25 protein-coding genes and 1 rRNA gene are annotated in these 21700 nt (G+C 44.1%); 16 read left to right on the top strand and 10 right to left on the bottom strand.

Annotated elements, in window-relative coordinates; all coding sequences use genetic code 11:
• Positions 1–249: 249 nt before the first annotated feature.
• Together CXK86_RS31500 and CXK86_RS31495 are read left to right on the top strand one after the other, a co-directional pair.
• Entirely contained in the window at positions 250–777 is a 528-nt protein-coding gene (locus CXK86_RS31500; protein WP_101315129.1) for a hypothetical protein, read from the top strand.
• Complete coding sequence (locus tag CXK86_RS31495; RefSeq protein ID WP_101315128.1) at positions 774–1283, top strand: GNAT family N-acetyltransferase; 510 nt, start codon at positions 774–776, stop codon at positions 1281–1283. The genes CXK86_RS31500 and CXK86_RS31495 overlap by 4 nt, the downstream gene beginning before the upstream one ends.
• A gap of 148 nt (positions 1284–1431) precedes the next feature.
• Here the strand turns inward: CXK86_RS31495 and CXK86_RS31490 are convergent, their stop codons facing one another.
• The 3 genes from CXK86_RS31490 to CXK86_RS31480 form a co-directional block, all read right to left on the bottom strand.
• Positions 1432–1791, bottom strand: a complete 360-nt coding sequence (locus CXK86_RS31490; RefSeq protein ID WP_036607981.1) for a hypothetical protein — start codon at positions 1789–1791, stop codon at positions 1432–1434.
• Between the two features lie 260 nt (positions 1792–2051).
• On the bottom strand, positions 2052–2891 hold the full coding sequence (locus CXK86_RS31485) for a DUF4261 domain-containing protein (protein WP_084650355.1): 840 nt from the start codon (positions 2889–2891) through the stop codon (positions 2052–2054).
• Positions 2892–2967: 76 nt separating this feature from the next.
• On the bottom strand, positions 2968–3324 hold the full coding sequence (locus CXK86_RS31480; protein WP_036608019.1) for a DUF1304 domain-containing protein: 357 nt from the start codon (positions 3322–3324) through the stop codon (positions 2968–2970).
• A 267-nt stretch (positions 3325–3591) separates the two neighbouring features.
• Here CXK86_RS31480 and CXK86_RS31475 point away from each other — a divergent pair, with 267 nt between their 5' ends.
• A complete protein-coding gene (locus CXK86_RS31475) occupies positions 3592–4125 on the top strand; it encodes an MOSC domain-containing protein (protein ID WP_101315127.1) in 534 nt (177 codons plus the stop codon).
• Positions 4126–4141: 16 nt separating this feature from the next.
• On the opposite strand, the gene CXK86_RS31470 is transcribed toward CXK86_RS31475, so the two are convergent.
• Genes CXK86_RS31470 through CXK86_RS31460 form a run of 3 tightly spaced genes read right to left on the bottom strand, consistent with a single transcriptional unit; the run spans position 4142 to position 6283 of the window.
• Entirely contained in the window at positions 4142–4981 is an 840-nt protein-coding gene (locus CXK86_RS31470; RefSeq protein ID WP_076254908.1) for a helix-turn-helix transcriptional regulator, read from the bottom strand.
• Between the two features lie 28 nt (positions 4982–5009).
• Positions 5010–5747 carry a WecB/TagA/CpsF family glycosyltransferase gene (locus CXK86_RS31465; RefSeq protein ID WP_101315126.1) on the bottom strand — a complete coding sequence of 246 codons (738 nt, stop codon included), beginning with the start codon at positions 5745–5747 and terminating at the stop codon, positions 5010–5012.
• A complete protein-coding gene (locus tag CXK86_RS31460; RefSeq protein WP_076254912.1) occupies positions 5744–6283 on the bottom strand; it encodes an SUKH-3 domain-containing protein in 540 nt (179 codons plus the stop codon). Before CXK86_RS31460 ends, CXK86_RS31465 begins: the two co-directional genes overlap by 4 nt.
• Positions 6284–6509: 226 nt before the next feature.
• On the opposite strand from CXK86_RS31460, the gene CXK86_RS31455 reads away from it, so the two are divergent.
• Together CXK86_RS31455 and CXK86_RS31450 are read left to right on the top strand one after the other, a co-directional pair.
• Complete coding sequence (locus tag CXK86_RS31455; RefSeq protein WP_101315125.1) at positions 6510–6959, top strand: SRPBCC family protein; 450 nt, start codon at positions 6510–6512, stop codon at positions 6957–6959.
• A 177-nt stretch (positions 6960–7136) separates the two neighbouring features.
• A complete protein-coding gene (locus tag CXK86_RS31450) occupies positions 7137–8666 on the top strand; it encodes a methyl-accepting chemotaxis protein (RefSeq protein ID WP_101315124.1) in 1530 nt (509 codons plus the stop codon).
• 139 nt (positions 8667–8805) lie between these two features.
• On the opposite strand, the gene pyk is transcribed toward CXK86_RS31450, so the two are convergent.
• Positions 8806–10221, bottom strand: a complete 1416-nt coding sequence (gene pyk, locus CXK86_RS31445) for a pyruvate kinase (RefSeq protein WP_036607968.1) — start codon at positions 10219–10221, stop codon at positions 8806–8808.
• A 112-nt stretch (positions 10222–10333) separates the two neighbouring features.
• Here pyk and CXK86_RS31440 point away from each other — a divergent pair, with 112 nt between their 5' ends.
• Positions 10334–11113 (top strand): helix-turn-helix transcriptional regulator, encoded by a 780-nt coding sequence (locus CXK86_RS31440; protein WP_101315123.1) that lies wholly within the window; start codon positions 10334–10336, stop codon positions 11111–11113.
• Positions 11114–11247: 134 nt separating this feature from the next.
• Here the strand turns inward: CXK86_RS31440 and CXK86_RS31435 are convergent, their stop codons facing one another.
• On the bottom strand, positions 11248–11919 hold the full coding sequence (locus CXK86_RS31435; protein ID WP_101315122.1) for a phosphatase PAP2 family protein: 672 nt from the start codon (positions 11917–11919) through the stop codon (positions 11248–11250).
• Between the two features lie 304 nt (positions 11920–12223).
• Between CXK86_RS31435 and CXK86_RS31430 the strand changes: the two genes are divergently transcribed.
• The 4 genes from CXK86_RS31430 to CXK86_RS31415 all read left to right on the top strand — a co-directional run bounded on the left by CXK86_RS31430 (position 12224) and on the right by CXK86_RS31415 (position 14411).
• A complete protein-coding gene (locus tag CXK86_RS31430) occupies positions 12224–13012 on the top strand; it encodes a CPBP family intramembrane glutamic endopeptidase (RefSeq protein ID WP_101315121.1) in 789 nt (262 codons plus the stop codon).
• 150 nt (positions 13013–13162) lie between these two features.
• A complete protein-coding gene (locus CXK86_RS31425) occupies positions 13163–13399 on the top strand; it encodes a DUF6953 family protein (RefSeq protein WP_036607962.1) in 237 nt (78 codons plus the stop codon).
• Positions 13400–13794: 395 nt separating this feature from the next.
• Complete coding sequence (locus CXK86_RS31420; RefSeq protein ID WP_017691122.1) at positions 13795–13995, top strand: cold-shock protein; 201 nt, start codon at positions 13795–13797, stop codon at positions 13993–13995.
• Positions 13996–14183: 188 nt separating this feature from the next.
• Complete coding sequence (locus CXK86_RS31415; RefSeq protein WP_017691121.1) at positions 14184–14411, top strand: cold-shock protein; 228 nt, start codon at positions 14184–14186, stop codon at positions 14409–14411.
• 246 nt (positions 14412–14657) lie between these two features.
• Here CXK86_RS31415 and CXK86_RS31410 read toward each other — a convergent pair whose 3' ends face one another.
• A complete protein-coding gene (locus CXK86_RS31410) occupies positions 14658–15005 on the bottom strand; it encodes a hypothetical protein (protein ID WP_074093127.1) in 348 nt (115 codons plus the stop codon).
• Positions 15006–15169: 164 nt separating this feature from the next.
• Between CXK86_RS31410 and CXK86_RS31405 the strand changes: the two genes are divergently transcribed.
• Entirely contained in the window at positions 15170–15904 is a 735-nt protein-coding gene (locus CXK86_RS31405; RefSeq protein WP_076329979.1) for a class I SAM-dependent methyltransferase, read from the top strand.
• 58 nt (positions 15905–15962) lie between these two features.
• On the opposite strand, the gene CXK86_RS31400 is transcribed toward CXK86_RS31405, so the two are convergent.
• Positions 15963–16607, bottom strand: coding sequence for a GntR family transcriptional regulator (locus CXK86_RS31400; RefSeq protein WP_036671927.1), 645 nt, complete (start codon positions 16605–16607; stop codon positions 15963–15965).
• Positions 16608–16934: 327 nt separating this feature from the next.
• Between CXK86_RS31400 and CXK86_RS31395 the strand changes: the two genes are divergently transcribed.
• The 5 genes from CXK86_RS31395 to CXK86_RS31375 form a co-directional block, all read left to right on the top strand.
• Positions 16935–17756: an ABC transporter substrate-binding protein gene (locus CXK86_RS31395; RefSeq protein WP_101315120.1), complete on the top strand. Its 822-nt coding sequence runs from the start codon at positions 16935–16937 to the stop codon at positions 17754–17756.
• A 23-nt stretch (positions 17757–17779) separates the two neighbouring features.
• A complete protein-coding gene (locus CXK86_RS31390; protein WP_101315119.1) occupies positions 17780–18436 on the top strand; it encodes an amino acid ABC transporter permease in 657 nt (218 codons plus the stop codon).
• A 141-nt stretch (positions 18437–18577) separates the two neighbouring features.
• Positions 18578–19798, top strand: a complete 1221-nt coding sequence (locus CXK86_RS31385) for an ornithine--oxo-acid transaminase (protein ID WP_101315118.1) — start codon at positions 18578–18580, stop codon at positions 19796–19798.
• Positions 19788–20753, top strand: coding sequence for an arginase (rocF, locus tag CXK86_RS31380; protein ID WP_101315117.1), 966 nt, complete (start codon positions 19788–19790; stop codon positions 20751–20753). Before CXK86_RS31385 ends, rocF begins: the two co-directional genes overlap by 11 nt.
• A 616-nt stretch (positions 20754–21369) precedes the next feature.
• Positions 21370–21700: ribosomal RNA gene (locus CXK86_RS31375) — 16S ribosomal RNA — on the top strand; the annotation flags it as partial.

Genomic DNA, 21700 nt, shown 5'->3' with positions numbered 1-21700 from the left:
TCGTCTTACCTGTTCTGAATAGGTAATAAAACAATATAACAAAGTAACAAACAAGCCGCGCTCACCCTATGGGAGAACGCGGCTTGTTCATTTAAATGTTCCAATTTTAGTGTAGCCCAAAAACGTCATCGTAATTGAGGGACCAGAGATAAGAAATGACATTGGAACAGAAGGAGTGAGATGTTATACTGGGATATATCAATAATTACCAATTTATATGTTTTATGTAGATCTAGAGAGGGGATTGGGATGAGTAGACAAATCAAGATGATTATGGGTATCGTCATGATTATTGTTTTTTTAGCTATTGCAGTGCGTATGTATACCTCTGGTCAATATACTAAGTATATCCCCAGCAAACACACGACGTTTCGAGCAGAGGTCACAGATCATATGACGATGCTGGATACATTGGATCGACTGACGATTAGGAAAATCTCCGACAATGAACCGTATAATGAAGATAATGAAGTGACGATTACAGATCCCAATAAGATTAGAGATATGCTGAAGCTATTAAAGGATGTTGATCTTAAAAGAGTACGGGAATTCGACGTTTCCGAAAGGAATCCGCATTACTATGAGTGGCGACTTACCATTAATAAAGAAGGTCGCTTTACCGATGGATTTGGACTGACGTTTTATAATGAAAAGTCCATCTCAATCTACAGCGAGGCAAAAACAAGAGACAAATTTCAGGACTACGAGATTACCAATGAGTTTAATCTGAATGAGATGGACCGCCTTTTTGAAAAGCTGAAGGAGGAGCAAACATGACCATCATAACCAACTATTATGTACGCCCTATTGAAGAACAGGATATCCCCTTTCTGTGGGAGATGTTATACGCATCCCTGCATAGAAGAGAAGGTGATGAACCTTTTCCAATCGAAAGTATTCATACTCCCGGACTGTCCAAATACGTTGAAGACTGGGGAAGAGAAGGGGATTTCGGGTATGTTGCAGTTGACCAGCAGGGCAAGAGACTAGGTTCAATAACATTAAGATTCTATACGGATCAGAATGCGGGATACGGTTATGTGAATGCAGCTACGCCAGAGATGGGGATGGCTGTAACGGAAGATGCACGTGGAAAAGGAGTAGGTACCTTACTGCTTCAGACCGCATTAGATGAGGTTGAACGGCGGGGAATTGCAGTAGTCTCGCTCAGTGTTGACCCGGATAACCAAGCGATTCGCTTATATAAGCGGTTAGGATTTGTGGAGGAGTCCCTAAATGGTACATCAGTAACGATGGTACGTGTAAGTAAACTTGAATCTTAAATGATGAGCGTTCGGATCACTGGCAAAACTGAGTAAACCACGTGGAACTGCAAAAGAAGAGGCGTTTCCTCATGGGAACGCCTCTTTCTGTGTGCCATGTACAGCATCGGTATCTCTCTTATTATACTAAGTCCGTAGCACTTCAATATTATTTCAACAAAAATGCCAAAGCCTCGTCATACGTTTCCCATTGGAATTCAGTCTGGTGCGCGGACTCTTTGGAGATCCGATTCAATTGCATTTTGGCGATCGCACCACCTACGGCTACACTAGCTCGCTTCATCCCCCACTGTGTCAGTAGTTTCTGGTGTTCCACAATTTTTTCTTTGGTGTCCTGAGGGAAAGCCTTCATGTTCCGCATATCTACTAGCACATCAAACGAGTTTCCCAATTGTTCAGCTATTCTCTGGATTTCTGTATTCGTTTGTTCGACATGTTCAGGAGAAACAATACCTTCCCAGATAATTTCAATAATAGGTTTAGTTGAATCCAAACGTCTAACAGACATGTAGGCAACTCCTCGATAATAAAATAATATGTAATATATGAGACTATAAGCCTATTAATTATACCTTTTTATAACCAGAATGAAAACTAAATTCATAATTAAGTGGTTCTTATGGACTACTTATTCCTAGGGAAGTTAAATTCAGGGATTGTTATCATATCTTCATTGGAAGGAAGGTTAAATAGCTAAAAGCCGCCCAGAGAATGAACTCCAGACGGCTTCTATAACTGTAACATGATAAATTGAAAATCCTACGTAAATTAGAAGCCAATCTTCAAACTGTTACCTTCCGTTGCTACACCTTTGGAAAGGGAAATGCTCAGCTTTTGTTCTGCCGAGAAACCAAGTGTTTCCCCATCATGCAGTGTGACGTCGTTCTCAACCACATACGTTGTGGTCATGAACATCATCTCAAATACATCGCTTAAGGATTCCGACGATTGCATAATCTCCATCTCTTCTTTTCCAAAGTTACGTAGTCCGTAAGTGTAAGCTGAAGCGCCTTCGGCATTTTGGAATAATCCGATGAAAATCCAGAGCGAGACTGGCAACTCATCATGTTTGATCCCACGGCTGGTTTCGACATACTGACTGGCTTCAACAACAAGTGGGGCCATGTATATGGCAAGCGCGTGATCCAACTGTAACAAAGCACTCGCTGTTTGAGTGAACAGAACATGTCCTTCAATTGCATCTGTTGCGTTCAGAACAGAGACAATAATCTGAGACTGGTGCCGTGAGGTAACTTGTTCCGCTTCTCGCCAAAGGATGTTTAGCTTGGCATTCTCCTCAACTTCACGGTCGGGTACAGGCGCGGCAATGTGAGCACATACCACCTGCATCCCATTCACTTCGAAAAAGAGATTGCCCTCCTCTGGGCGTTCTTCAATCTCGATATCCCATTCGTTCTTCATGTTCCTGATGAAGAGGTCAAAATCACAATCCTCACGCTCCAGCAGGACAAAACCCACGATGGTTTCACTGTAATTCGTCGATTCGACAGCACCACCTGCAGGTACTTTCTCCTTTTTGCGCCGCCGAAGCTTGTCAAACAATCCCATGACATGTTCTCCTTCCAATTCCAGAACGATTCTGGTCATTGTACACTGCTATCTATTCACTACCTTACCATAAAGGAGTTAACATGAATCGAAGCAATGCACCATTCGACAGAAATTACAGGAACAGAACTAGCAACAACGCAATGATCGCAGGCAAACCTTGTTTGATAATGATCGACCGTGAAGAAGTTGCTCCTCCATAAAGAGCCGCAATAATCACACACGCCAGGAAGAAAATCTGAATATGCTGTCCAACGGCAGCATCCGGATATACGAGTCCCCAGATCAGACCTGCCGCAAGAAATCCATTGTAAAGACCTTGATTGGCCGCGAGAGATTTGGTGGATTTGGCGAATTCCGGCGTGAGATTAAAGGTTTTCATTGTGCGTGGACGAGTCCACATAAACATCTCCATCACCATGATATAGAAGTGTTCGACAGCTACAAGAGCTACAAAAATGATACTAATCAAAGGAAACACCTTGCTTTCTGATATGTAATTTATTTACTTGTCCATCCTAGTATAAATGTTTGCAACAAGAACGGAAAGAGCAAATTTAATTTGTAACAATTAAATTGCGTATTATTAAAAATTATTTATCGTTTTCCAGTTGAGTTATGATGTTGAAATTAAAAAATGGTTACAAAGGTAAGCATACGCCGATTGTCGACAATCCATTCATTGGGTAATAATGAACAATAAAGAAGTAATATTGCTCAGGAAAGGGAGGAGATTATTATGGGAACAGTTCAATTCGTCATGTTGGCTGATGATCCAGCCACATTTGTGACCCGAGTTGTACCTTTTATCGACATTGAGCTTGCAGGAATTCCGGGTGACCGTCATTATGGCCTGCTTCGTCCGGCGGACTCACGTCAGAAAATCTACAAGCGTGGTACACCGATTGCGAATCGCCGCCAGATCAGTATTGTGTCTGAGGAAGAATGTGCTCTTATTGCTGAGAAAATGAAGATTCCTGAAGTGCGTCCAGAGTGGCTTGGTGCCAATATACTGGTTCGTGGCATTGATCGATTGACGGAACTGCCTGCTGGAACGCGGCTCCTATTTCCGAACGGGACAGGGTTAATATGTGAAGGGGAGAACCTTCCCTGTGTACATCCGGGAAAAATGATTGAACAATTCTATGAACAGGACGGTTTGCGCAAAAAGTTCGTGCCAGCGGCTCGCAAAAAACGTGGGATTGTATGCTCGGTTGAACGGGAAGGTGTAATCCATACAGGGGATACCATAGAAATCATTCACCTGTCCTGATTATTAGGACAGGTTTCTAATTGATCAGCCCTCGGCGCTCACCATGCGGATGTTTAGAGTGTAGGTACTCCTCTGGTGTACTGCCAATAATGGACTTGAAATCTCGGATGAAATGGGATTGATCATGATATCCAAGATCCTGAGATAGCTTAATCAGGTCACAGTGAAGACCGCGGTCCATCCATTCTGCAGCATTTTGCAGACGATACAACTTGATTACCGTTTTGGGTCCGATACCCACATACTGATTGAACAGCCGTTGAAGCTTTCGGGTATGCATATTCCAATAAGAAGACAGATCATCCACTCTCAGCATCTCTCGGTTCTGTTCAATCTGTTGCACAATATCATGAACCATTCTCGCTTGAGCATCTTCAGCAGGAAGGTGTGCACACAATAGCTGGTCGATGTAACTGGTTTTATCCGCATCATCCCCCGCCCCAAGAAGCCGGTCTTCCAAGGACTCCGCTGTGACGTCAAGAATATTGGATACATTCATCGGTTGTCCGTACAATGAAGAAACAGGAACCCGAAGGAAGGGATAAAATCCTCCTGGTTTGAACTTCACGCCAAATACACGACCTTTCCCGCTCACAAGATAGGAGAATTTACGTCCCGATGGTCCGAAGAAAAACGTATTGTTCCGTTCCACAACCAGATTGACACAGGGGTTAGGCACGACATGTTGGGGATACGGTTCAAGTCCAGTCAGATCCCACGATACGATCCAGTAATGTTTAACAAAAGGGCGAAGTGCTTCGGAAGGAGCATGGCGTGTCAGTTGATATTTATGATCACCTTCATTCAGATTCAGCAGGCCCATACTTGGTCTGTCTCCTTGTTCTACCTGTTGCATCCGAATCATCCCTCCTGCTCATCTCACATTATTTAGGTTCTCTGAACAACAATGCCCGCACAGCAAAACGGGGTAAAATGAGTTGCCTGCGCCATCTCGAAGGTTGACTGAGGAGGCGATAGAGCCATTCCAGGTTAAGCTTCTGCCATATCGCAGGGGCACGTTTGGTTTTGCCAGCCACGATATCGAGACTGCCTCCAACACCTATGGCTACACGAGCGTTCAACTGGTGGCGATACTTGTTAATCCAGTGTTCCGCATGGGGTGCGCCAAGAGCCACGATAAGAAAGTCTGGTTGAGCAGTACGAATCTCTTCCACAATCTGTTGTTCCTCATCTGCCTGGAAATAACCATGGTGTCTACCTTTTACGATAACTCCGGGGTAACGCTGCGCAATGATCTTTACTGCCTGTTCACTGACGCTTTCCTCTGCTCCCAGCATGTAGAATGACCAGTGTTTTTGATCGCCTTCCTCCAATAAACGAAACAGCAGATCACAACCGGTTACCCGTTCGGTCAATTGTCCGCCCCGAAAACGGGATACCATCACAATACCGGCACCGTCAGCTGTGACCAACCCGGCTTGATCGACGACGTTCCGAAGAGATGCATTCTTTTGACAGGACATAACCATCTCAGGATTACCTGTGATGACATGGAACAGTTCATTGCTTTCCTGATCTACGACTTTATCAAGGATCGCAACGGTTTGATCCATCGTGACATTGGGAAAAGGGATGCCCATAATATTCGTTGATTGGCTCATATCTCATTTCCTTTCTGATTCCATCCCATGAGTGAATGGGGAACAAGCTTATGCATGTGAAGTTCATGTATCATACTGTCAATCAGATTATCGAATGCATGTACGTTTGGATCATAGTCGTGTAACAGATACAGTTTGCCCGAACGGCCAATGGCTGTGACTGCGGAATAGTAGTATCCGGTTAATCCAAGACAATAACAATCTTCATTAGCGTATTTCAAGATCGAATGCATCTCTGTGGAACAACGTAGTGTCTCTTCAGCATTCGGAATAAAATGAACTTCATATTCATGCCAGGGGCTTTCAGCCAGCACTTCCCCGGAGATGTGGCTATAGTATTTAAAATATATAATTTCATCTATTCCCCAAAACTCTTCTAGAAACGATCGGGCAGCCGGAAATAAATCTGCGGATGTAGGGCACTGCTCTATGTATGCCGAGATGTCAACGCATCGGTTCTCATACCAACCCGCTTTCTGCAGCAACTGAATCATTTGTTGATAGGGTAACAATGAGGATTGTGACGTTCCAGTCATATTGAACAACTCCTGTTATTTCATTCCAGTTTAGTATATCTGATCTTCTGGGAAAGCACTATATGGGCGCAATCCATTTGGATTATGGTATTACATTCCCGAAAACATAAAGAGCTTATATTTTACCTGTTGTCGCGTTTTTACAATACGGCCTTTGGGGTATAACGATAGGATAGGAGTGCGAGGTTGGCAGATCGCTTATCCAATACATAAAGGGAGTGAGTCCATGGAACTGAAATATGAATTCTATATCAATGCAAGACTGGAAGAGGTGTGGAATGCTCTAATATCACCAGACGGCACACGGAATAGTTTTTTCGGCAGCGAACTTCGCACCAATTTCCAACCAGGCCAGCCGTTTGCTTATGTAGGGCCAGGTAATGATGGTGCGGAGACTGTCCATGTGTATGGAGATATATTGGAATTTGAACCGTTGTCCAGACTTAGTTATCAGGAGCATCCTGGACCGTCGTACCATGCGAATCATGCCGAGCTTCAATCCAGAGTGGTCTTCCAATTGGAAACTGTAGGTGAGTGTACGAAGCTGACGCTGATCAATGATCAATTTACAAATAACCATCCTTCCATTGCGAATGCACAGAGCAGCTGGTGGATGATTCTAAGCAGTATCAAAACTTGGGTGGAGACGGGGAAAACACTGAATTTTGGCTGGTAGCTGGGAAGAGGTAGTCATTTAAGATTTATTTTCATAAAAAATAAAGGCAATTAATATAAGAACCAGTACTGTTTCAGCGCTGGTTCTTGTTTTTATACAAAATTAAGACCATTGCTCTACACTTAATGTCTGATAATGTCGAAATATATATCATATGAGCTAAGAGGAGAAATGAGCATGTTTCGTAAACGTACTGAATCGACCAAACACCTTCGTACAGATGCGCATCAGAATTTACTGGAGTATAGTCGTAAACTGGTAGCAAACGCAGAAAAGGGCAACTATGACGCAGGGATTGAAGATGGCATTGAGTTTCAGGATACTGATGAAATAGCTAGTAATATCAAAAAAGCAGTACATATGATGAAAGCTCAAAACGAAGACGTGGAAATGCGCCTTAGAATGCTGAATCAGGCAATGAATGTGGGATTATGGGAATCAAAAATTGTTGCTGGTGATCCACTGGATAACAATAATATCGTCGCATTTTCGAATGAATTCCGCCAAATGTTAGGCTTCCATAATGCCAAGGATTATCCCGATTCATTTGCAAGCTGGGCCAAATCGATCTATCCGGATGACAGACCCCAACTGGTGCAGGAGATTATGAAACATGTGAATGACACAAAAGCAACAACTGCCTATAACGTCATCAGCCGTATGATTACAAAAAGTGGAGAAATTCGCTGGTTCCGATGCCTTGGACAAGTCATCCGAAATCAGGCTGGAGTTCCGGTCAAACTTCTGGGCATCATGTTTGATATTCATGAGGAGAAGAGCAAGTCTGATGAGCTGGAAGCACTCGTCACCCGATATGATCTGGTTAACCGCGCCTTGGTGGAGGCACCGTGGGATATGACCGTTGTGGCTGGAGATGTAGTTAATCCAAACAATGAATTTTGGTGGTCACCCCAGTTCCGTAAAGAGTTAGGGTTTAAAGACGAGCAGGATTTCCCGAATGTGTTCAGCAGCTGGAGCAGCCGACTTCATCCGGAAGACCATGATCGGACGATCAACGAATTTGCCAGACACATGAACGATTACAGTGGTCGTACGCCGTACGATCTGGATTATCGTCTGCAGCGCAAAGACGGGGAGTATCGGTGGTATCACGCGGGTGGGGAGACCATTCGGGATCAGGATGGAGTACCACTCCGTGTAGCTGGAACCATTCGAGATGTTACCCATGAGAAGAATAAGGAACAGATCGTGGAGGCCATGAATCTGAAAACAAAACAATTGTCGGAGTCCATTGGCGAGATGGTACGTGGAATCAACTCGATCACCGATCAGGCACAGGATCTGGTTACTGCACAGGAGTTATCCGCCGATGCGGCCATTCAAGTGAAAAGCAGTGCAGATGATACGAAGAATATCACCGTGTTTATTCGAGAGATTGCCAGTCAGACCAATCTGCTGGGGTTGAATGCAGCCATTGAAGCTGCACGAGCGGGAGAGCTGGGACTGGGATTTGGCGTCGTTGCAGGTGAAGTGCGGAAACTGGCTGATCACAGTTCGGAGGCCACAGTAAATATCGAAGATAGCATGCAGAAGATGAAAACATTGATTGATCAGATTCTTGAACATATCGGTAATATGTCCACGTTAACACAAAATCAGGCTGCCCTGACACAGCAGGTAAATGCTTCAATGGATGAGATCAACACCATGTCACAGGATCTGGTTAATTACTCGAGGAATCTATAATCTCGAAGCCGTTTGTTATAACATCACGATCATTGGCAACAACATCAACAAAAAACCACCGGGAAGCATTTCTGCTCCCGGTGGTTTTTTGTATTTCTATTTTATAGCTAAGATATATAGCTTCAGTTCAGTTATTGAATTAAACTTGTTGAACTTTGATCAGGTTTGTATTACCGGATTGACCGATTGGAACACCAGCGGACAACACAATGATATCACCTTTTTCAATGTAACCTGTTTTGATTGCGTTACGCGTAGCAGACTCGAACATTTCATCCGTTGTTGTTACTTTGTCGCCCATAACCGGAATAACACCGGAGAGCAGGCAGATTTTCGCCAATACTTCTTCATGTTGTGTAACTGCGATGATTGGTGCTTTTGGACGATACTTGGAGATCATACGTGCTGTGAATCCACTCTCAGTTGAAGTGATGATTGCTTTTGCATTCAGTACGAGGGAAGAACTTACAGCGCCCTGACTGATAACTTCAGTAATATCAGCGATCTGTTGAGCCGATTTTTGTGCGAATTGCTCTTTGTAATCGATCATCGTTTCAGCACGGCGAGCAACAGCAGCCATCGTGCGCACAGATTGTACCGGATATTTACCAGCAGCTGATTCACCGGACAACATCACAACGTCAGCACCTTGAAGTACAGCATTGGCCACGTCACTAACTTCGGAACGAGTAGGGCGTGGGTTCACTTGCATGGACTCCAGCATGTGTGTAGCTACGATAACTGGTTTACCAGCGCGGTTACATTTATCGATCATTTCTTTTTGCATCATTGGTACGTCTTCGATCGGAACTTCAACCCCGAGATCTCCACGAGCTACCATGATGCCGTCAGATGCTTCAATAATATCGTCCAGGTTGGTCATACCTTCCTGGTTTTCGATTTTGGAGATGATCTGAACGTGGTCTACACCGCGTTCTTTCAAAATGCTGCGGATTTCACGGATGTCATCACCTTTACGAACAAAGGATGCTGCGATAATTTCGATATCGTTTTCGATCCCAAATCCGATGTGCATAACGTCACGCTCGGTTACACCTGGCAATGTCGTTTTGATTCCTGGCAAGTTAACCCCTTTGCGTGGTTTCAGAATGCCGCCACTGATGATTTTACAATGGATATCGGATCCTTCCACAGACAGTACAGTCAGATCCACAAGGCCATCATCGATGAGGATACGATCGCCAGGTTTCACAACGAGGTTCAGTTCCGGATAGTTTACCGAGATACGCTCAGCGTCACCAAGAATTTCTTCGGTAGTCAGGATCAACTCTTTACCAGCTTGCAGATGGCAGGATGCTTCTTTCAGTTTACCGATACGTACTTCCGGCCCTTTGATGTCCATCATGATCGGTATATAGGTGTTCAGTTCGGAAGCTGCTTTGCGGATATTGTTAATCCGTGTAACGTGATCTTCCAGTTCGCCATGAGCCATGTTCAGACGGGCAACGGTCATACCTTCCTGAATCATTACTTTTAACAATTCGATTGAGTCACAAGCAGGTCCCATGGTACAAATAATTTTTGTTTTTAACATGCTAATTTCCTCCTCATATTTAAGCTTATATGTGTATTGTAGCGTTTTCTGTCGAATCAGGGTATGAACTATAGTACAATGATTAGAGTATAGTCCGATAATGAGGTGTGTTATGGTCACTCCACTTGAAGTACGACATATTAATGGTGTCGGTTGGTACGAAGAAGCTGTGCAATCTCAACAAACTTGGCGGCTTAGCTTGGTTACTTATGGAAAATGTGTATATTGGGTGAACGGTGATAAACAGATCATGGAAAAGGGTGAATTGCTCCTCATTCCAGGTGGTACCCCATATTACGGCAAGAGTATTCCTACAGTAACGCACACACAGATTGTAATTCAACTGCAACGCGACCATACGGAAACTCTGCCTGCACTGGAACGGTATGAGGCTTTGCGGCATAAACCTGGATGTTATGAGCTGATCCATCAACGCATGAGCGCTATTTATCAACAATGGCAGGAGCGTCCGTCTTATTATGTCATGATGAGCCAAGCCTTATTGATGGAAGTGTTGATTTATATGAACAGGGAGCTTGATCGTGGAGTTATCCCGCCGGAGAGGCATAATCATGTTGAACGGATGAAGCGATATATTGAGCGGCATTATCGGGAGAAAGTGACGAAGGAAGAACTCGGGGACGAGATCAATAAAACTCCCAATTATGCTGCCGCATTATTCAAAAGCATGACAAATCAGACCATCAGTCAATATGTCCATGATCAACGGATGAAACGAGCCATATATCTGCTCACCGAGTCACAACTCTCCATCCAGGAAATTGCCGAATTTCTCGGCTACCGGGATCTGTCTTATTTTTACCGCATATTCAAACGTATAACCGGAAGTCCACCGTCTGACCTTCTTCATGAACGTCCACCTATAGCATGAAACGCGTACTCCAACCCAAATAAAGTTCTTCTATATAAGTAGGTTTAATTAAATGAGTACAAAAAAAGAGGGCCTAGGCCCTCTTTTGCTGTATAGCAGGATCATCATCCCACCTGTTACATATATATATGTCGTTATACATGACTGCTTGGGTTAGAGGCTGTGAGTGGCTGCTTGCCTTTTTTTCGTGCCTGCCCAAGACGAAGAGCAAAGACATGTACAGTCCAATACGCTCCCTCAGCAAACAAAATGCCTCCAGCGATGTCCAGCAAGGAATGCTGTTTTACAAACACCGTTGAAGCAATAATCAACCACAGCCATGCCGACCAAGAAATCCGTGCCAGAGGCTTAAAGTTCAAGTGTCTGTTGATCACAATAAACAGCAAGTAGCTGGTCAGAACGTGAACACTTGGGAAACAGTTGAAGGGCGCATCATTGGTATAGATAAACTGTACTAACACGCTGCTCAGATCAGTTCCGCCGATCTCCGGGCGCGGGACATGGGTAGGAAACACCGCAAAACAGACATTGGCAGCCATGACACCAACATTATAGGTAATCAACGTACGCCAGAATAGCGACTTGTTCGTCAGACCCAGATAGAGAAATCCAAGATACAGAATGGGCATCCAGCTAATGTACGGATAAATAAATTCTTTGAGAAAAGGAATCTGTGTGTCAATCCAAGCATAATTGTAGAAGACATCACTTCCGGTGTTGCTGCCTAGAAATACGTAAATGGAGCCTTGGAGCGGTATGCACAGAATAGCCAGTAAATGCCCCCAGCGCTGAAAGAATGCTTTCATAGTATCCCCCTGATTTCATTATGCATTGTGAAACTATCGTTATGGGTACTTCATAGATATAAGACGCTGAAGAGTCGCCACACCCCTGCAGCATTGAACTCTTGTAATACTATAATGGACAGATAAAGGTATAAGCCATACCTGATTTTAGGGGAAAAGCAGTCAGGATAAGTCTCTTTTTTGTTACTTTTATAGTTTTATCCATAATAGGAATATTCAATATACGGATGATGTGATACAACTATATTGGCATATAAGTTCTTATGACAACGGAGAACATAAATGAAACGAGGTAGGTAAATGTATGATTAATGCGCAATCCAAGCCAAAACATTCCTTTTCCAAGCGCAAACCTGTGCTCACCGTTGTGATTATTGAGCTGCTTCTTCTGTTAGCCGTATTTGCAGCAGGGGCCATTGCAACGATAAAACAACTGGACTACACTTCCCCTGTACTCATTTCTTTTACACCCATTGCCATTGTTCTGATGATCTATCTGACGTTAAGACGCAAGTGGGGAGAGACTGGCTTCCGATCTTTGCGAAGTATCCCGGCTGGCCACGCAAAGTATTATATTCCACTACTCCTTGTACTGGGTACACTTACCCTGAAAGGATTTGGGGAGCTGAGCTTGTCACGAGTAGCCTTTTTCATCTTTTTTACCTTGCTCGTAGCTTTTGTTGAGGAAACGATCTATCGGGGGCTTATTTTCAAAATATTGCTTCGAAAAAGTGCAGTGGCCGCAGTTGTGACCTCCAGCATCTTGTTTTCCATCACACATCTATTGAACGCATTGTCTGGTCAGGATACGACGGATACGATCATACAATTGATCTATGCGCTGCTCCTGGGAGCTGTACTGGCGTTATTGATGCTGAAGAACGGAAATATCGTACCGCTTATATTGTTTCATTTCATACATAATCTGATTCAATTTCTAGGGAATGATCTGGAGGACACAGGTACACTTCCTTACGATCTGTTTATACTGGCAGTACTGATTGCTTACTGTGCATGGTTAGTGTGGAGCATTCGAACAAATTCGTCTATTCCATCCAAAGGGAGTGAGCAAGCGAATACGGTTGTTCATTAAGGGTATTGCGGGTATTGCTTGAAAGTAGTTATCATACAGTTTCCCGTCAGCAGTTGGATCATGGTATACTTCAGTCTGGCGGGAAGACAGATATGTTCATGATACGAGGTCTGCCTATCCGTACATTAGATTCAGACAGTAGGTGATATAGTGGAGAAGACAGCACAAGGTGTAGCGGAATGGATGGTACAGGAGATTAAATTCACAGGAACACTTCATCAGGAAGCTGCCATAGAATATGTTAAGACCCATTTTGGTGAAGAGTTTGTTTTTGTGAACGAGAACGGCAATACATCATTGTCCAAGGAAGTGAAGAAGGCTTTCCGAAAGCTTCATCGTGGGCAGATCGCCTGGGATCGGGATGCATTTATGTGGGCATGGACATAGTGTGTTATACTGGAGTAAGATGATTCATTGGTTGTGTTGGATATGCATGTCAGAATGTTATATAAAAAATGTATAAGATGGATTAGATCTGCATATCCTTTCATAAGACCGTACATAAGCGGCCACACACATAAGTGTGATAAACCCTGTCCCCGCGCGTGTTAATAACATGTATTTCCAAAGCTGTTTGAAAAGAAAATACAAAGATTTGCTTTTTTGCTGAATTGGAGTTATAATAAAAACAAGTTGTAGAGAGTGGAAAACCTAATTCATATATTGTAAAGGGCGATCACTTATAGGTTTATGACTGGTACCTTTTTCAATGTGTGAATTTTTATTTGCTTGCTGCAAAGAACAAAGGAACATGTTAATTTTTATTTGGAGGTGTAATTCACATGCAAAACGGAACAGTAAAATGGTTCAACGCTGATAAAGGCTTCGGTTTCATCGAAGTTGAAGGCGGAGAAGATGTATTCGTACACTTCAGCGCTATTACAGGCGACGGCTTCAAAACTCTGGACGAAGGTCAACGCGTACAATTTAAAATTGTACAAGGAAACCGTGGTCCTCAAGCAGAAGAAGTTGTAAAACTGTAATTAAAGCATAGCTGCCTTTAACATGTTAAAATGGTAAAGGCAGCTTCTTTTTTTTGATCAGTTATATAAAAGTCGACCCATTAGTTGACGAGGCAGGAGTCCGGTGGGACGTGAAACTTCCGCTAAGTGTAGGCTTCTGTGAAATAACGTCGGTTAGATGTTTTTCCATAACAAAGGGGGTAGAAGTCATGTATAATCGCAAAAAACCGTTGGAAGAGATTCCACAAGCTGATGCGGCAATCTGGGAATGTACGAGTGATACGTGCAAAGGATGGATGCGGGACAATTTTGCGTTTGATAACGTACCTACTTGTCCGATATGTGCTTCTGAGATGGTCAGCACGACTAGGATGCTACCATTGCTTGAGAATTCGAATAGTAATCTGAAAACGATGCCTAAAGGAAATCGGATTTAACATAGCTTACCCGCCTCTAACGAGGTGTTTTTTTTTAAGATCAAATAGACACCCTGTGCGAAGGTAAGGGTATTAAATATGAAGTTCCCGGCATTCGTTTTGGCGAATGCCTTTTTTTGTATCATTTTTTAACAGAAAAATATAGTGTAATTGATGTGAATCATATGAAAAAGATAAAGACCCTTTTCGCTATAAGCAAAAGGGTCTTTGTTATGACTACAATTTTTACAACGATCAGATTGGAATTTAGATGAACAGGAACGGCAGCAGAAACAATGTTGCTACCAGAGCCAGATCGATTCCTGCTCCATAGCCGTAACCCCCACCGTATCCTCCGTAACCATATCGACCGTAGGCCGAAGATTTAACTTTTTTTGTTGCAACAGCGTTTTTCTTGCTGCTTTTTACCAGCTGCTGTTTGGATTTGACTGAACACAGCCGTGGTCCCTCGAAGCACCCGTTCAAATAAATTTTGCCATCACGACATTGACTAAGCGTACCATACATATGCTTACCGTCGTTCATAACGAGACAAACGGAACGTCCAACGTGCGGAGAAACCGTTTCTTCACATACCCGATTAATTCTGTACATGCAAATCCTCCTCATTAGATGCGGTTGCCGCTTGAATTCAACGGTTTGTATATCATAGTAAAAAGAAGACCAATTGGTATGGACGAGTACCCGGAAAAACGAATGGGGAGGAGCCGTTTTTGAGTCTGCTCCATACACTGGGAGAAGTGAGGAGGGGATGTCGCGTGGATTATCATGACATGTTGGCTCGGTTAGGGGAGGGAAGTGCCCATCCTGGAGGATTTTTGGCAACACTGAAGTTGCTGGATGGCTTATCTCTGCCTGTGAGTAATCATATTCTTGAAATAGGGTGCGGCACTGGGAGGACTGCGTGTTACCTGGCTAAAAGTGGATATCGGGTAACGGCGATTGATCTTCATCGCAATATGCTGGATAAGGCAGTTCGGCGAGCGAGACGAGAACGGGTGGATGTTCGATTTGTTCAGGCGGATGTAACATCGTTACCTTTTCCGGAAAATCATTTTGATGTGGTATTTGTAGAGTCGGTCACGATCTTCACCCCATGGCGGAGTGCACTTGCTGAGTATAGAAGAGTGTTGAAGCCCGGAGGACTTTTAGTGGATCGGGAGATGGTTCTATCAGGCCAGAAGACCGAATTGATGTGTCGCAGGTTAAAGCAATTTTACGGTATACGAACCCTGGTAACGGCCACAGCATGGAGAAAACGCCTCAAGCAGTGCGGTTTCACCAAGGTAGAGGTCAAAGAACATTCGCGATCCATGGCAAAATGGAGCGTTGATCATGATCCACATCGCGAGATCGATATGAATTGGTTTGAGGATGAACGTATGCAGCGAATGAGTCAAACCAATGATCGTTTGCTCGCGAAATACGGAAAAAAGTTGGGATATGCTGTTTTTGCGGCTAGGGCACCGTTGGAGGTCAAAAAGGAAAAATAGGAAAAAGACAACTCACACAATCGTGTGGGTTGCCTTTAGTTTGTTTTGACAGAACCTACTACAACATATCGTTGTCGATAATCCGCCAGTGGTGTTTGAGCAGGGCTTCCAGTTGGTTCTTATCTTTGGCTCGAAAAGCACTTAAAATTTGCCGGTGCTCTTCATTAACTTCGAGCAGTACCTCAGATAGCTTTGGTTTATTATCACTAACATAAGATTGCCGGATGAAACTGTTCTTCAATGTGTTTAACATCTCAATGACTGTTGCATTACCACATCGCTGGATGTACAGATTATGGAACTGATATTGGTTTTTGTTGTAGGCAGCAAGATCAAGCTGGCTGATATCTTCGTCCATTCGAACAACCAGGGTTTCCATCTCCAAAAGTTCAGATGGTCTGAGATGGTCTGCTGCAAGTGTGGCAGCAAGCGCCTCCAGCACACCGATCGCTTGGGAGAACTCCAGTTTTTTGCCTGCATCAAAAGGAGTGACAATAAATCCCCTGCGTGGGATGTATTGCAGCAGATTGTCTGAAGCCAGCTGGAAAAGGGCCTCCCGAGTAGGCGTGCGACTGATGTCCAGCTTTTTGCATATTTCGGCCTCGTTGATCTTCTGGTTGGGAAGTAACGTCCCGTCCTGAATCTTCTGGGCAATGTAATCGTATACGTGATCTTTCAAGGACCGGTATTTGGGTACCTCCATACCGAATCCTCCTTTCTATGTATAGTGAATGATTAGATGGGTTTGAGGCCGTACTGTGCGCGCCGTTCAGGCGTTTCAAGTTTTTATCATCTTAACACCGAGGGGGAAGTTGGGCAAGCAAACTTCATGTTTCAGCCGATGTGAATGCCGTGTTATATATAGAACATTTTATGGAATTAGAGTGTATAATTGTTTAAAAAATGATTGTGATAAATCAGAATGTTTGTTAGTATTACTTACATATAAGTCCATATATTGTCTTATGTATATTGTATACAAATTTATCATTATGCTACTCAGTCTAAAAAAAGAATAGGGGTATGCTGTGTGAGAAAAGTATTGTTGCCAATGATGCTGTTGTTAATCGTTGTAATCATGTCCGCATGTGGTCAGGAAAAAACGACAGGAACCGAATCGGATGCTACTTCGTCTTCGGGTAGTAGCTCTGAGGAAAAGGAAGTCATTGTACTTGGAACGAGTGCGGACTATGCACCCTATGAATTTCATAAGAAAATTGATGGTAAAGATACTATCGTAGGTTTTGACATCGAGATTGCCAAAGCGATTGCGGCTGATCTGGGAGCCGAGCTGAAGATTGAGGACATGGACTTTGATGGCCTTCTTATGGCTCTCGGTACCGATAAGGTTGATTTTGTAATATCAGGCTTAACCCCTACCGAGGAACGAAAGAAGAACGTTGATTTTACGGATATTTACTATTATGCAGAACAGGCTGTCCTTGTTAGAGGAGGGGAAGGTGCGGCATTAAAGTCCATAGATGATCTATCAGGCAAGCAGGTTGGCGTACAAAAGAGTTCCATTCAGGAAGGCATCGCTCAGGAAATAGAGGGAGCAAAGCTCACTTCTCTGGCCAAAATACCTGAACTGATTCTGGAGTTGCAGACGGGGCGCGTAGACGCACTCATCCTGGAGAAGCCGGTGGCTGAACAGTATGTGAAGAACCAAGAGGGGCTTGTTGTTGCGGATGTAGAGATTGAACAGGCTGAAGATGAGGGTGGTTCGGCCATCGCGGTGAAGAAAGGTAATCAGAAGCTGCTGGATCAGATCAACACTACATTGGAAAAGCTCAAAACGAACGGAGATATTGAACGGTTCGTCGTTGAAGCGAATGAGATGCTCGGCGAATAAACCGGACGAGTGAGGGATATGCCGTGAATTTAGATTTTTCCTTTCTATTAGAACATTGGCAGGATTATGCACGAAGTGCGTGGGTCACGCTTGAACTTTCCTTCTTCGGTGTATTGTTTGGTACGTTACTTGGTGTGATCATGGCATTAATGCGAATATCCCGAATATGGCCAATTAAATTTGTGGCATCGGCGTATATTGAACTCATTCGAGGAACACCGATGCTCGTACAGATTCTTATTATTCATTATGGTCTGACGGTTGTAGGTGTGAACTTGCCGGCATTTATGTCGGGGGTGGTAGCTCTCACGATGAACAGCTCCGCTTATATGGCGGAGGTGTTTAGGGCCGGGATTCAAGCGATTGATAAAGGACAGACCGAGGCTTCGCGCTCCCTTGGTATGACACATGGTATGACACTTCGCTATATTATACTGCCGCAGGCTTTTCGTAACATGCTTCCAGCCATCGGTAATGAATTCATTATTATCATTAAAGATTCTTCGCTTGTCTCCATGATCGGCATAGCCGAGATTATATACACGGCCAGAACAATTCAGGGTGTTACGTTCCAGCCGCTTGCTCCGCTGCTTGTTGCCGCCGGCCTCTATTTTATAATCACATTTACACTGTCTAATTTACTCTCTTGGTTGGAACGTAGACTGTCTACTTCTCGCTAACTAGTGATAAAGGATTCGATTCGAGAAAGGCTGGGAGTAGGCTACTGTGGAAATGGCGGGATGTAGTCGTAAATGGCGATGGTATCGCATACATTGTTATTGTATTTTGTATACAATATTTTGGAAAGGTGTTGGGTGTGTATGTCAGATTCCAAAATGTTAATTGATTGGTCGGAGCGTTATGCTGCACCTAATTATCATCCGCTCCCTATTGTTATTGAACAGGCGGAAGGGGTATGGGTGGAAGACCCTGAAGGCCGCCGTTATATGGATATGTTAAGTGCATACTCTGCATTGAATCATGGTCATAGACATCCTGTGATCATACAGGCGCTCAAGGATCAGGCAGATCAGGTTACGCTGACATCACGGGCATTCCATAGCAACTCCGCTTCTCTTTTTTATCAAAAACTCTCACAATTCACGGGGAAATCGAAGATTCTCGCCATGAATACAGGAGCAGAAGCGGTGGAGACTGCCGTGAAGGCGGTACGCAGGTGGGCTTATCGTCGAAAAGGTGTACCGGAAAATCAAGCCGAAATTATCGTATGCTCTGGTAACTTTCATGGAAGAACTCTGACGGTTACTTCCTTTTCCTCTTCAGCGGAGTATAAAAAAGATTTTGGACCGTTCACACCTGGATTCCGGATTATTCCCTATGGAGATATAGAAGCGCTGAAAAAGGCCATTACGCCAAATACGGCTGGTTTTCTTGTAGAGCCTATTCAGGGCGAAGCTGGAATTGTTATCCCGCCTGATGGATATTTGGCTGAAGCCTTTGCTCTGTGTAAGAGCCAGCAGGTGTTGACTGTAGCTGATGAGATCCAGACCGGATTTGGAAGAACGGGTCGCCGTTTTGCCTCCGACTGGGAAGGGGTTGAACCAGATATCTGGATTATGGGTAAAGCGCTGGGGGGAGGGGTCATGCCCATCTCGGCTATTGCTGCTGATGCGGAGATACTTGATTTGTTTGAGCCGGGGTCTCATGGTTCTACGTTTGGGGGTAACCCACTCGCCTGCGCCGTGGCTATAGCAGCTCTGAAAGTTCTTGAAGATGAGAAGCTTGCCGAGCGATCGGAGCGTCTGGGGAACTATTTTATGAAAAGACTTCGAGATATTCGCAGTTCAGTCATACGGGATATCCGGGGGAAAGGCTTATTTATCGGTGTTGAACTGCATGAACCAGCCCGCCCTTATTGTGAGCGTTTGATGTCTGTTGGACTGCTGTGTAAAGAAACACATGAGACAACCATTCGATTTGCCCCACCACTGACGATTAAAGAGTCCGAGATTGACTGGGCACTGGAGAGAATTGAGCAGGTATTGATCACTAATGAGGGAGCTGACCTACATGAAAAATGATGATGATGTCCATGGTGGAATAAAAGATACTTCTATTGATACAAGTCAAACATCTGTGCGACGTAATATTGCTATCATTAAGGTTCCTTTTGGACTTGGTGGAGCAAGAGGTGGAGCAGAGTTGGGGCCAGATGAATTGATTACAGCTGGACTGAAGCGGGAGATTGCGAGTCTTGGGCTAGTGCTTTCCAAAGAAGTGCGGGTAGATTGTCCTTCTGAACCGGCTGCCCCTATTGAGCGAAATCGTGTAAAACACTTAAATGAGGTAAGTCAGGTCAGTGAGAAGGTGTGTAGTGAAGTATCAGGTGCAGTAGAGGAGGGGGCTTTCCCACTTGTGCTTGGGGGAGATCATAGTGTAGCGATTGGTACTTTTGCCGGTCTAACAGCGCACTATTCGAATTTGGGTGTGATCTGGTTTGATGCGCATGCAGACTTGAATACGGAAGAACGCAGCTTGTCCGGTAATATGCATGGGATGAGTGTGGCTGCATCCTTGGGGCATACTGCATTCAATCTGTCGCACATTGCTGGAGCGGGCGCGTTTATTGATCCGTCCAACTTGGTCTATATTGGTCTGCGTGATCTGGATGAGTATGAGAAAGAGCAGATTAAGGGACTGGGAATCCGAGCATTTACGATGCATGATATTGACCGTATGGGAATAAAGCAAGTTATTGAGGAAGCAATAGCTACAGCGGGAAAAGGGACAGATGGTATTCATGTCAGCTTTGACATGGATTGTCTGGATCCGCGGGAAGCTCCGGGTGTGGGAACCCCAGTACCTGGTGGTCTGAATTACCGAGAGGCACATTATGCATTGGAGATACTTGCTTCCACAAATCAAGTTACGTCGATGGAACTGGTTGAGGTGAATCCGTTGTTTGATCATAATAGACATACGGCAAGGCTTGGTGTGGAACTGATCGCTTCGTTACTTGGTAAGCGTATATTGTAAGCACTGAGAAGTGAAACGGAATGTGTAAGCTGTGCCCAAGGAATATACTTTCTTATCTATTATAGAAGGAAAGGAAAACTGAGATCTCCGAAAACTAGGGCTAGTCACAATCAATTGTTCACTGCAATCGCAGTGGAAGTGGCTTCCCTGGTTATGTTTAATGGATATGTATATTAGAAGCACTGTAATAAGGATGCTGCGAGTTATTTGTATGTACAGGAGCGTCAGATTACATATTGTGCTGATGATGTGAGTTGATTATCATTATTGAAAAAAAACTTGCAATTGAAATCTGTACATGATATATTCTAATTCCGGCCAAGAAAACACGAGATACACGGTGCGGCAAGCGAATGAAATAAGCTTCGAAAGAAACTTAAAAAAAGAGCTTGCAAAGTTGGTTCGGACATGATATTATATAAGAGTTGCTGAAGAGAACGACATTCGGTAACGAAATAAGTTTGATCTTTGAAAACTGAACAACGAGTGAGTAAACATTCTGCTTGCAGAATGAACGCGAAAGTTTGAGACAAGCCTTGGCTTGAATCGACTGGAGCACAAATGAGATTTTTAATCTCGTCAGATTCAAAATGAGCTTATCGCTCTTTTCAATACTTTATTGGAGAGTTTGATCCTGGCTCAGGACGAACGCTGGCGGCATGCCTAATACATGCAAGTCGAGCGGAGTTGATAGGAAGCTTGCTTCCTTGATACTTAGCGGCGGACGGGTGAGTAACACGTAGGCAACCTGCCCTCAAGTTTGGGACAACTACCGGAAACGGTAGCTAATACCGAATAATTGTTTTCTTCGCCTGAAGGAAATTGGAAAGACGGAGCAATCTGTCACTTGGGGATGGGCCTGCGGCGCATTAGCTAGTTGGTGAGGTAACGGCTCACCAAGGCGACGATGCGTAGCCGACCTGAGAGGGTGATCGGCCACACTGGGA

It is taken from the genome of Paenibacillus sp. BGI2013 (assembly GCF_002843485.1).
In the GTDB taxonomy this organism is placed as follows: domain Bacteria; phylum Bacillota; class Bacilli; order Paenibacillales; family Paenibacillaceae; genus Paenibacillus; species Paenibacillus amylolyticus.
Note: the sequence above shows the minus strand (reverse complement) of the source record. Positions and strands in the feature narration are given on the sequence as shown.

Excerpts from the sequence above, each read along its gene's own strand:
- CXK86_RS31500 (WP_101315129.1), top strand. The coding sequence starts at position 250 with ATGAGTAGACAAATCAAGATGATTATGGGTATCGTCATGATTATTGTT.
- CXK86_RS31495 (WP_101315128.1), top strand. The coding sequence starts at position 774 with ATGACCATCATAACCAACTATTATGTACGCCCTATTGAAGAACAGGAT.
- CXK86_RS31490 (WP_036607981.1), bottom strand. The coding sequence starts at position 1,791 with ATGTCTGTTAGACGTTTGGATTCAACTAAACCTATTATTGAAATTATC.
- CXK86_RS31485 (WP_084650355.1), bottom strand. The coding sequence starts at position 2,891 with ATGACCAGAATCGTTCTGGAATTGGAAGGAGAACATGTCATGGGATTG.
- CXK86_RS31475 (WP_101315127.1), top strand. The coding sequence starts at position 3,592 with ATGGGAACAGTTCAATTCGTCATGTTGGCTGATGATCCAGCCACATTT.
- CXK86_RS31470 (WP_076254908.1), bottom strand. The coding sequence starts at position 4,981 with ATGCAACAGGTAGAACAAGGAGACAGACCAAGTATGGGCCTGCTGAAT.
- CXK86_RS31465 (WP_101315126.1), bottom strand. The coding sequence starts at position 5,747 with ATGAGCCAATCAACGAATATTATGGGCATCCCTTTTCCCAATGTCACG.
- CXK86_RS31460 (WP_076254912.1), bottom strand. The coding sequence starts at position 6,283 with ATGACTGGAACGTCACAATCCTCATTGTTACCCTATCAACAAATGATT.
- CXK86_RS31455 (WP_101315125.1), top strand. The coding sequence starts at position 6,510 with ATGGAACTGAAATATGAATTCTATATCAATGCAAGACTGGAAGAGGTG.
- CXK86_RS31450 (WP_101315124.1), top strand. The coding sequence starts at position 7,137 with ATGTTTCGTAAACGTACTGAATCGACCAAACACCTTCGTACAGATGCG.
- pyk (WP_036607968.1), bottom strand. The coding sequence starts at position 10,221 with ATGTTAAAAACAAAAATTATTTGTACCATGGGACCTGCTTGTGACTCA.
- CXK86_RS31440 (WP_101315123.1), top strand. The coding sequence starts at position 10,334 with ATGGTCACTCCACTTGAAGTACGACATATTAATGGTGTCGGTTGGTAC.
- CXK86_RS31435 (WP_101315122.1), bottom strand. The coding sequence starts at position 11,919 with ATGAAAGCATTCTTTCAGCGCTGGGGGCATTTACTGGCTATTCTGTGC.
- CXK86_RS31430 (WP_101315121.1), top strand. The coding sequence starts at position 12,224 with ATGATTAATGCGCAATCCAAGCCAAAACATTCCTTTTCCAAGCGCAAA.
- CXK86_RS31420 (WP_017691122.1), top strand. The coding sequence starts at position 13,795 with ATGCAAAACGGAACAGTAAAATGGTTCAACGCTGATAAAGGCTTCGGT.
- CXK86_RS31415 (WP_017691121.1), top strand. The coding sequence starts at position 14,184 with ATGTATAATCGCAAAAAACCGTTGGAAGAGATTCCACAAGCTGATGCG.
- CXK86_RS31410 (WP_074093127.1), bottom strand. The coding sequence starts at position 15,005 with ATGTACAGAATTAATCGGGTATGTGAAGAAACGGTTTCTCCGCACGTT.
- CXK86_RS31400 (WP_036671927.1), bottom strand. The coding sequence starts at position 16,607 with ATGGAGGTACCCAAATACCGGTCCTTGAAAGATCACGTATACGATTAC.
- CXK86_RS31385 (WP_101315118.1), top strand. The coding sequence starts at position 18,578 with ATGTCAGATTCCAAAATGTTAATTGATTGGTCGGAGCGTTATGCTGCA.
- rocF (WP_101315117.1), top strand. The coding sequence starts at position 19,788 with ATGAAAAATGATGATGATGTCCATGGTGGAATAAAAGATACTTCTATT.